This is a genomic window from Rhodopseudomonas parapalustris (assembly GCF_053772255.1).
The window spans coordinates 1-9,902 of sequence record NZ_JAMKBZ010000054.1 but is presented as its reverse complement, the minus strand read 5'-3'; the positions used below and the strand labels follow the sequence as shown (position 1 = coordinate 9,902).

8 protein-coding genes are annotated in these 9,902 nt (G+C 61.7%); 2 read left to right on the top strand and 6 right to left on the bottom strand.

Going from position 1 to position 9,902, the window contains the following annotated elements; translation table 11 throughout:
• Positions 1-58: 58 nt before the first annotated feature.
• The 3 genes from fusA to rpsL are packed head-to-tail and all read right to left on the bottom strand — an operon-like array spanning position 59 to position 3,019.
• Positions 59-2,131 carry an elongation factor G gene (gene fusA / locus M9H71_RS24695; RefSeq protein ID WP_455407506.1) on the bottom strand — a complete coding sequence of 691 codons (2,073 nt, stop codon included), beginning with the start codon at positions 2,129-2,131 and terminating at the stop codon, positions 59-61.
• A gap of 30 nt (positions 2,132-2,161) precedes the next feature.
• Complete coding sequence (gene rpsG / locus M9H71_RS24690) at positions 2,162-2,632, bottom strand: 30S ribosomal protein S7 (protein WP_455407505.1); 471 nt, start codon at positions 2,630-2,632, stop codon at positions 2,162-2,164.
• 15 nt (positions 2,633-2,647) lie between these two features.
• Positions 2,648-3,019, bottom strand: coding sequence for a 30S ribosomal protein S12 (gene rpsL, locus M9H71_RS24685; RefSeq protein WP_008969396.1), 372 nt, complete (start codon positions 3,017-3,019; stop codon positions 2,648-2,650).
• Between the two features lie 922 nt (positions 3,020-3,941).
• On the opposite strand from rpsL, the gene M9H71_RS24680 reads away from it, so the two are divergent.
• Positions 3,942-4,865, top strand: a complete 924-nt coding sequence (locus M9H71_RS24680) for a hypothetical protein (protein WP_455407504.1) — start codon at positions 3,942-3,944, stop codon at positions 4,863-4,865.
• Positions 4,866-4,962: 97 nt separating this feature from the next.
• Here the strand turns inward: M9H71_RS24680 and M9H71_RS24675 are convergent, their stop codons facing one another.
• A complete protein-coding gene (locus M9H71_RS24675) occupies positions 4,963-5,784 on the bottom strand; it encodes an AraC family transcriptional regulator (RefSeq protein WP_455407503.1) in 822 nt (273 codons plus the stop codon).
• Positions 5,785-5,920: 136 nt separating this feature from the next.
• Here M9H71_RS24675 and M9H71_RS24670 point away from each other — a divergent pair, with 136 nt between their 5' ends.
• Positions 5,921-6,616 (top strand): O-methyltransferase, encoded by a 696-nt coding sequence (locus M9H71_RS24670; RefSeq protein ID WP_455407502.1) that lies wholly within the window; start codon positions 5,921-5,923, stop codon positions 6,614-6,616.
• An 873-nt stretch (positions 6,617-7,489) separates the two neighbouring features.
• On the opposite strand, the gene M9H71_RS24665 is transcribed toward M9H71_RS24670, so the two are convergent.
• Positions 7,490-8,125: a UvrD-helicase domain-containing protein gene (locus M9H71_RS24665; protein ID WP_455407501.1), complete on the bottom strand. Its 636-nt coding sequence runs from the start codon at positions 8,123-8,125 to the stop codon at positions 7,490-7,492.
• Entirely contained in the window at positions 8,122-9,756 is a 1,635-nt protein-coding gene (locus M9H71_RS24660; RefSeq protein WP_455407500.1) for an ATP-dependent nuclease, read from the bottom strand. Before M9H71_RS24660 ends, M9H71_RS24665 begins: the two co-directional genes overlap by 4 nt.
• Between the last annotated feature and the right edge of the window lie 146 nt (positions 9,757-9,902).

Sequence of the window (9,902 nt, the reverse complement as noted above, 5' to 3'; positions counted from 1 at the left end):
TCAAACTTTGCTTTGGCCATCGCTCTCTCCGTTCAGTCGCGGCTCAAACCGGCGACAATCAGGCAAACTTCTTCTGGACTTCAGCCGACACGTTGGCCGGCGCTTCCGCGTAGTGGTCGAACTGCATGGTGAAGTTCGCCCGGCCCTGGCTCATCGAGCGCAGGTTGTTGACGTAGCCGAACATGTTCATCAGCGGCACCATCGCGTTGATCACGTTGGCATTGCCGCGCATGTCCTGACCCTGGATCTGGCCACGCCGCGAGTTCAGGTCGCCGATGACCGAACCGGTGTAGTCTTCCGGAGTCACCACTTCGACCTTCATGATCGGCTCGAGGAGAACCGACTTGCCCTTCTGCAGCGCTTCGCGGAACGCGGCGCGAGAGGCGATTTCGAAGGCCAGCGCCGACGAGTCGACGTCGTGGTACTTACCGTCGACCAGCGTCACCTTGACGTCGACCACCGGGAAGCCGGCGACCACGCCCGAAGACAGCACGCTCTCGATGCCCTTTTCGACACCCGGGATGTACTCCTTCGGCACCGCACCGCCGACAATCTTCGACTCGAACACATAGCCGCCACCCGGCTCGTTGGGCTCGACGACGAAGCTGACCGCAGCGAACTGACCGGTACCACCGGTCTGCTTCTTGTGGGTGTAGTCGACTTCGGCCTTCTTGGTGATGCGCTCACGGAACGCCACCTGCGGCGCACCGATGTTCGCGTCGACCTTGTAGGTGCGCTTCAGGATGTCGACCTTGATGTCGAGGTGAAGTTCGCCCATGCCCTTCAGGATGGTCTGACCGGACTCGAGGTCGGTCGACACCCGGAACGACGGATCTTCGGCAGCCAGCTTCGCCAGCGCGATGCCGAGCTTTTCCTGGTCGGCCTTCGACTTCGGCTCGATCGCGATTTCGATCACCGGCTCCGGGAATTCCATCTTTTCGAGGATCACCGGGTTGGCGGGATCGCACAGCGTGTCGCCGGTGCGAGCTTCCTTCAGGCCGGCCAGCGCGACGATGTCGCCGGCATAGGCTTCCTTGATGTCTTCGCGGTTGTTGGCGTGCATCAGCAGCATGCGGCCGATGCGCTCCTTCTTCTCGCGGGTCGAGTTCACCACGCCGGTGCCGCTCTGCAGAACGCCCGAGTAGATACGGCAGAAGGTGATGGTGCCGACGAAGGGGTCGTCCATGATCTTGAACGCCAGCAGCGACAGCGGCTCCTTGTCGTCCGCCTTGCGCACGACTTCGTTGCCCTGATCGTCGGTACCCTTGATCGCCGGCACGTCGAGCGGCGACGGCAGGTAGTCGACCACGGCGTCGAGCAGCGGCTGCACGCCCTTGTTCTTGAACGCCGAACCGCACAGCACCGGATAGAACGCGCCGGTCAGCACCGCCTTACGGATCAGACGCTTCAGGGTCGCCTCGTCCGGCATGTTCCCTTCGAGATAAGCGCCCATCGCGTCGTCGTCGAGCTCGACGGCGGCTTCGATCATCTTCTCGCGATATTCCTTGGCCTGGTCGAGCAGCTCGGCCGGAATCTCGGCGTCCTCGAACTTCGCACCCAGCGACTCGTCGTTCCAAACAACGGCCTTCATGCGGACCAGATCGATCACGCCCTTGAAGTTGTTCTCCGAGCCGATCGGGAGCTGGATCGCCACCGGCTTGGCGCCGAGACGGTCGACGATGTCCTGCAGACACTTGAAGAAGTCAGCGCCGGTCTTGTCCATCTTGTTGGCGAAGACGATGCGCGGAACCTTGTACTTGTCGCCCTGGCGCCACACGGTCTCGGTTTGCGGCTCGACGCCCTGGTTGGAGTCGAGAACGCACACGGCACCGTCGAGCACGCGCAAGCTGCGCTCGACTTCGATGGTGAAGTCGACGTGGCCGGGAGTGTCGATGATGTTGAGACGCTTGCCGTTCCAGAACGCGGTCGTGGCGGCCGACGTAATGGTGATGCCCCGCTCCTGCTCCTGCGTCATCCAGTCCATCGTCGCGGCACCTTCGTGCACTTCGCCGATCTTGTGGCTCTTGCCGGTGTAGAACAGGATGCGCTCGGTCGTCGTGGTCTTGCCGGCATCAATGTGGGCCATGATGCCGAAGTTGCGGTAGTCCTCGATGGCGTGAACGCGGGGCATAGCGTCTTCCTTGATTCCGTTGCTTTGCCGTTACCAGCGGTAGTGCGAGAACGCGCGGTTGGCTTCCGCCATCTTGTGCACGTCTTCACGCTTCTTCACCGCGTTGCCGCGGTTGTTGGAGGCGTCGAGCAGTTCGGCCGACAGCCGCTCGGTCATGGTCTTCTCGTTGCGACCGCGGGCGGCGGTGATCAGCCAACGGATGCCCAGCGCCTGACGGCGGGTGCCGCGAACTTCGACCGGCACCTGATAGGTGGCGCCACCGACGCGGCGGGAGCGGACCTCGATCGCCGGCATGACGTTCTCGAGCGCCTGCTCGAACACGCCGAGCGGCGGCTGCTTGGTCTTGGCCTCGATCAGGTCGAACGCACCGTAGACGATGCCTTCGGCGACCGACTTCTTGCCGGCGTACATCACCGAGTTCATGAACTTGGTGACAATGATGTTCCCGAACTTCGGATCGGGCAGAACTTCGCGCTTTTCGGCTGCGTGACGACGGGACATGGATGCTCTCCCCGCTTACTTCGGACGCTTCGCGCCGTACTTCGAACGGCGCTGCTTACGGTTCTTGACGCCCTGGGTATCGAGGACGCCGCGGAGGATGTGGTAGCGCACGCCCGGCAAGTCCTTGACGCGGCCGCCGCGGATCATGACCACCGAGTGCTCCTGCAGGTTGTGACCCTCACCCGGAATGTAACCGATGACTTCGAAGCCGTTCGTCAGGCGCACCTTGGCGACCTTACGCAGCGCCGAGTTCGGCTTCTTCGGCGTCGTGGTGTAGACGCGAGTGCACACGCCGCGCTTCTGCGGCGATTGCTGCAGCGCCGGAACCTTCTTGCGCGACTTCTGCACCACGCGCGGATTTGCGATCAGCTGGTTGATCGTCGGCATCTTCGCCTTCACCCTCAAGCTTCGCGCGAAACCGGTCAGTCGGCTTCGCAAATTCATTCGGAGCTACCCGCCCCAGCGGCCGCCCTACCCGACCGAACCAATGTCCGATCACGCAAAGCGAGATCGCGCCAGCCGCCCATCGCTGAGCGGAAAGCGCTTCCACGCAACAGAGGACCGCAGCAAAGACCGGGCAGCTTCCACTGACCGGTTCCTACCGAGGTCATGCTTCCAAAACCGTCCTGACGAGAAAGAGCCTCGAAAGAACGCTTAATGTCCTGGCATTGCCTGGCTTATGTCGACAGCGTTTGAGCGACTTGGGTCGAGGGTGGTGCCCGAAAGTCCTTTAAAGGACGGCCCGGGTTGTCCGTTCCGACGTTGGCGAAGCTCACCGCCTGTCTTGAAGTGGGCGGGTTGTATCGGCGCACTCCCCCTAAGTCAAGGCAAAACAGCCGCCAGATGACGGTTCGGCGACGACTTTTCGCACTCCATCCGACCGGCATGAAACGCCGATGGAATGGGGCGTTATCGCATCGCGGCAGGATCGCGCAGGGACGCCGATTTCGGACTCCGGGCGGGGTCCGCAGCGGCTCGATCCGGGGTCTGCAGGGCGCGATTCATAGAATCGTCAGGTGTTGCCCAGGCGATTCCGGCACCGAGTCGGGGGAATCGACCGCTCCCGCCGTCTCGATTCGGCACAAATCGGAACTTCCCGCGCGCCGCGGCGCTCTACGGTATTTAAGCACCACATCGAGACAGAGGCGCATTCGACCAACGACCGCCGCCCGATTCAAGGACGATCGCGTCCCGCGGTCCCGCGATCCACAGATGGCAGACGATCCCGATTGCCGGCCGCAGCGACGCTGTGGCTAACTGCCGGAGCTGGACGCCGCGATAGGCCGGCCGCAGCAAGAGATGGGATCAGATGGCGAGTTGGGGGCGAGCTCGGTTGACCCGGCGGCCATGGCATCTCGCGGCCGCCGCCATCGCTGCCGGCGTGTTGCATCTCCTCGTCGCCCCCGCCTTGGCGGCCGACGCAGATGACGACGACGCGGCGCCCGCGCAGACCTATCCCAATATCTACCTCGATCTCCGCACCACTTACGGCCGCACCCCGGCCGGGGCGCTGTCGATCGGCTTTGCGAGCCCGACCATCGCGGTGCTGTCCCGGCTCCGGGAGCTGACGGCGCTGCCGCCGCTGCAGACGCCGACGCTGCCGGCGAGCCAGAGCGTGGAACTGGACGTGCCGCTGACCGTCGACGTCAACGACCGCGTGTCGCTGTATGGCGGCTTCAGCGCCACCACCAGCAACGGCGGATCTGGCTGGAGCGCGGTCGACATCACCAGTTGGAACGTCGGCGTCCAGGCCGACATCTATCGCCAGGACGGCGGATCGCTGCCGACCCTGACCCTGCAGACCACCCTCACCCGCTCGGTGCCGAGCGGACCGCTCGCCACCACCTCGCTCAACACCATCCTGGAGGCGTCCTACGCATTCGACGCCGACGAGACCCGCGGCGTTTTGGCTGGCGTGCAGTACACCACCACGGCGATCGACGCCGACCGCGCCGCGATCCACCCCAACACGGTCGGCTGGCTCGGGGGCTATTACCAGTGGGACAGCAACTGGAAGCTGACCGGCCGCGCCGGCCTGCAGTCGTTCGGCGGCGCCGAGCTGCTGCGCTTCACCCCGATCGCCCCCTTCACCCAGCCGATCCTGCGGATCGACCTCGACAAGATGGACGACAACGACAACCGCCTGTTCGGCATCACCGCGCAGGTGGCGTGGACGCCGAAGCCGGCCTATCAGCTCACGGTCCGGACACCGCTGTATCTGACGAAGAACTGAGGGCCGGCGGCCGCCGCGATCGACCGAGTGGTTGCTTTGCGTATCCACTGGTGGCGCGCAGAGAACGTTGGATGCCGCCATGCAAACTCACCGCCGACTAAGTCTCCGCGGCTCGGCCGGCATAACGCTCCGCCATGTACCGGCCCGGCGACGTGCCGAGCGTCTTGCGGAACATGGTGACGAAGCTTGGCACACTCTCGTAACCCAGATCGGCGGCGACCTGCTGGATCGTGGCGCCGCCGGCCAGCCACTGCACTGCGAGCATGACGCCGAGCTGCTGGCGCCAGCGCCCAAAGCTCATCCCGGTTTCGCGGCTGATCAGCCGCCCCAGCGTCCGCTCGCTGAGGCCGGCGCGCGCCGCCCAGCCCTCCAGCGAGCCGCGATCGGCGGGCGCGGCCATCATCAGGTCGGCCAACGCGCGCAGCCGCGGATCGGACGGCATCGGCAGATGCAGATCCTCGATCCTGGCAACCCCGATTTCGTCGAGCAGCACCGCGATCAGACGCGAAGCCGCCCCGCTCTCATCGTACAGCAGCGGCAGCCTGGCGGCACGGAACAGCAGTTCGCGCAGCAGCGGCGTCACCGAGACGGTGCAGCAGCGTTGCGGCAGTCCCACATCGATGCCGGCGGCGACGAACGCCGCATAGCCTTCGAGCCTGCCGGTCGCCGTGATCGCGTGCAGCGTGCCGCCTGGTATCCAGACCGCGCTGCGCGGCGGCACGATCCACAATCCGCCTTCCACCCGGCAACTCAGTGCACCGCGCTGCACCAGCAGGATCTGCGCCTTGGCATGGCAGTGCAGGTCGATCTCGAACGAGCCGATCATCTCCGATGCCATGCCGTAGGCCACGACCGGCCGCGCGATGTCGTCGGGTTCGGTCCAGTCGGCCGCAGTGGAGCTGTCGGTGAGAAGTGGCATGGGCCAGCCTACCGCGCCGCTTGGCGTGAACGGATAACAATCTGTCTAAGCTGCGTAATGACGCCAATGCCGCCTCCCTTTACTCACCCGGACAGCCGAGGCCGAGCCGGTCTCGGCATGACCGAAAGGGATTTGCATGACATCGCTGAGCAGCAAGCGCGTCGCAGAGACGCTCGACAAACTCCACGCCGAAGCCGAGGCCGCGGATCGCGGCCTGATGGCCGAGATGAAGGCGCAGGCCGAGACGTCCGGTGAGACGCTGCAGGACTTGGCCGCCAGATTTGCCGACGAGGAACGGCTCAACTACCGAACCACCTATCGAGAGCACGCCGATCATTTTCTGGCGATTTCGCCGGCCTACGGCCGCTTCCTGTACGCAATCGCGCGCGCCCGCAGGGCGACCCGGATCGTCGAGTTCGGCACCTCGATGGGGGTCTCGACGATCTACCTCGCGGCTGCGCTGCGCGACAATGGCGGCGGAAAGCTGATCGGCTCCGAGATCGAGCCCACCAAAGTCGCGCGGGCGCGGGCTCACCTCGAAGCCGCCGGGCTCGCCGACCTGGTGGAGATCCGCGAAGGCGATGCGCTCGACACGCTGCAAGACGTCGGCGGCGACGTCGATGTTCTCTCGATCGACGGCGCGTTCTCGCTGTACCTGCCGGTGCTCAAACTGATCGAACCGCGGCTGTCCCCCGGCGCCGTGATCCTCGGCGAAAACGCCTTTGCGCAGGACTATCTCGCTTACGTCCGCGCCCCCACCAATGGCTATTTCTCCCGGTCGCTCGAGATCGACGAAGGCCGCGGCAACGAATTCACCGTGCGGGTCGGATGACGCCAGCCGCCAGGGCAACAAGGCCTCAACGCCGCGAGCCTCGGCATTACGGCGAGGCCCACGGCAGACGAAGCGAGCGACGTCGGCGCGTAGTTGCCGGCGTGATCGCGGATCGGCACGGCACACGTCGGGCCGATCGGCATGCCGAGACAGCCGTGATCGGTGCTCGCATGATCGACGACAACGGCAGCCGCCTATCCGGCATCACCGCAGCGTCGTAGGCAGCGACGCCGGCCGATCAGCTGACGCTGCAACTGACTAAGGACTGACGATGTAGGTCCGCTTGCGCTTAGAACCGGCACCGAAGCGGGAGCGCCACGGATGCTGCAATGGGCCAGAAGCGGATCTTTGAGCGGTGCGGCACTATGACTTGCAGTATAGGGAAAAGCCTACAGGCAGGGGGGCGGCTTCCCAATCCATAGCTACGGCTACGCTATAGCGAGCCCGCGTGAGCGCGACGTATAGTTTGGCTCGACTTTGGGGCTTCAACTCAGCCGTGTGGTCTAACAGCCAGTTTTTCATCGGCGTGGTGGGAAGGATGACCACGTGATCAAATCCTCTTCCCTTGGATTCTCCAAAATTCATCACGGGGGACATCTTGTCCACGCCGGTAGTGGTGCTTTTGTCGCGCAACTGCATTGGCCTCACGCTCGCGAGATAGTGCGCATAATCAGCGGTCCTAAGGATGAAGACACCTGCGTTTACCGGCGACGCGCTGCGGCAACCAACACACTCGCAGACTTGACTCGCAGGAAGCGCCGGAAACAGAAGCGACGAGACGGCACAGACCGCAGCGTTGTTGCGATGGGATCGATTCAAACTCGTTTCGTCGATCGCGACTGCAACCTTTAGGGGAAGCTCCTTTCGGAGGAACTAAACAATACCGCCGTCCGCGTACTTTCCATGGCGGCGCTCACGATGAGTCAGGTAGGTCACTTGCCTTGGATCGCCAACCATCAGCAAGCAAGCGGGACTTTGAGCGAGCGCCGCTAGAATATCGAGATCATAGCCAGCCAGGTCTTGGACCTCGTCGACGAAGATGTATGGAAATACGCGGCTAAGCTGATCGATGACGGCTCCGCCGCTCTTTTCATTGCAACGAATCACAAGCTTCGAGAGCTTGTCAGAGAACACGCGTCCGACCGGGTCAAAAAAGTGCTTGCCGATCTCCTCTTCCGGCCAAGGTACTGCGACGCCCTGGTGGTTTCGGAAGCGAATTCCCGACTGGGCCTGGACCAGTAACATGCCCCTGACGGGAAAATCGAACAGGCACCCCTGAAAGGGCTTTACGCCGTGGGTGATCAGGAGACTGAACCAAGTCATGATCACCATGTTGGCAGGCACATGGCCCACGAGGTCGAAAAACCTCTGACGAATCTCCGCCTCGTTTGACTCTGTGTACGTCGTGATCAGGACGCGCGAGCCCTTGATTTTCAGAGCCTGCTCTACAAGGTAAGTCGTCTTACCAGACCCGGCTGCTGCGACGACGATCTTGTTCTCGCCGATCACGCCGAGATGGCCCGTTTGATATATTCAGGACAGACAATCGCGGTCGTTGAACTGAAAATAGACAAAGCACTGTTGGTCTTGTTGACTTGCATGTGGGCGCGAAGCTCGTCATCTGTTTTTGCCGATGTTCCAAGCACACTGTTGAGGATTTCGAGACTGTTCGCCTTGAGAAGTTTCGGCTCCAAAGTATTGTAGTTGAAGGCCTTGTCTTTGATCATCAGAGGTCCGCTGTCAACGGTAGGATCAAAGCAGATACGCACCAAGGCGTCGCCTTTGTAATCGACATACTTCTTTTCAAGTGCGGCGGGGTCCCCGTCGTTGTCGGTCACTACCGCGACCGGTATCTTCAGAGCCCTCGCCAACTCGAGGAAGCGCAAAAAGGCAGTGCCGACCGAGATGACGTCAATACCATCTTGGATCGGAAGTCGCCTACCGTTGGCATCCATGTAAGCTCGCTGAACGACGAGTTCATCGGAGTCTCCCTCCACCAAGATTGCTTTGCGGGCCAGCGCGAGACGCAAAGTGTCGTACCCCGCGAGCTTCCTGAAAAACTCGCTCGCCTCCAGTTCCGATATCCAAACTACCTTGCCATCACGCAGCACGATCAGATGATCAAGACCAAGCTTATTGGCCACGAAGCTGCTATGCGTCGTGATGATGATCTGCTTCTGCCCATGCTGTTCGGCTAAATCCGCGATCAGTTCGTTGAGTCGCGCGTGCGACAGGTGATTCTCAGGCTCCTCCAGCAGGATAGCAGTGGCCTCGGCGTTTTTCTTGGTACTGAGGGCCAGCTTGGTCTTTATTAGACATTGCTCGCCCTTGCCGACATATTGAAAGGGGATCGAGTCGATGTACGTCATGAGGTTGCTCTCCCAGGCGGACTGGGATGACAGGTCGACTGAAATGCTGACCGACTTCTCACTGATCTTGGCGGCCTTGGTGATCCGCTCGTTGATCAGTTGCAAGCTCTTGTCCTCGACAAAAGCTTCCTTCAGCCTTCGGTGGGCTTGAGAAATCGACGCACGCTCGGCTTCTTCAAGAAGGTCACGAATGATCCGTGATACATAGACGTCGGACCCGTTTTGGAAACGAGCGCTCGATGAATCGATCAAGGCGGGTTTGATCGGAATGCCACGAGCTGTGACGCCCTTTCGTGCAAACGATCGCATCGTCACTGTATAGTACTCGACTGGAATAGAAGTCAGCTCGCCGGCGGCCAACAGCGCTTCATACGGCCCCTTGTAATTTTCCTCGTCGAATTCAACGCGATAGACCACTCCGCTGGATTTGATTTTCTCCGAGTTTCCATCGCCTTCAAGTTCAGCCAGCTCACTCGAACTCCCGGAAAAGAACAATTCGATAGTGATCGTCGGCGGTGGCAAAGGAGAACCAGCGGTAAGGCTCTGTACGTACTTGGTCTGGGCTGAAAGGTTGAAGACATAGCTTGTCAGGTCATTCTTCAGAGGTCGACCATTCAGGAGCCCCGTGAGCGCCAGGTGGATCGCTTCTAGAATAGTGGTCTTTCCAGACTCGTTGGCGCCGACAATGACGTTAAGGCCATCGTTTAGGGTAAGGGTGAAGGTATCTTCGTAACACTTGAAGTTAGTGATCTTGACCTTGGCGATTTTCATGCGCCCCCCGACTTGTCGTCGCGCTGATCGAGCTGATTCTCAATGTAGAGCCAGCGCAACCGGAAGGCGAGACGAAGCAGTGCAGCCGATCTGAGAGCGCCGCTTTCCGCGAGACACCCTCTAACAGGCTGTTGAAGAAGTCACTG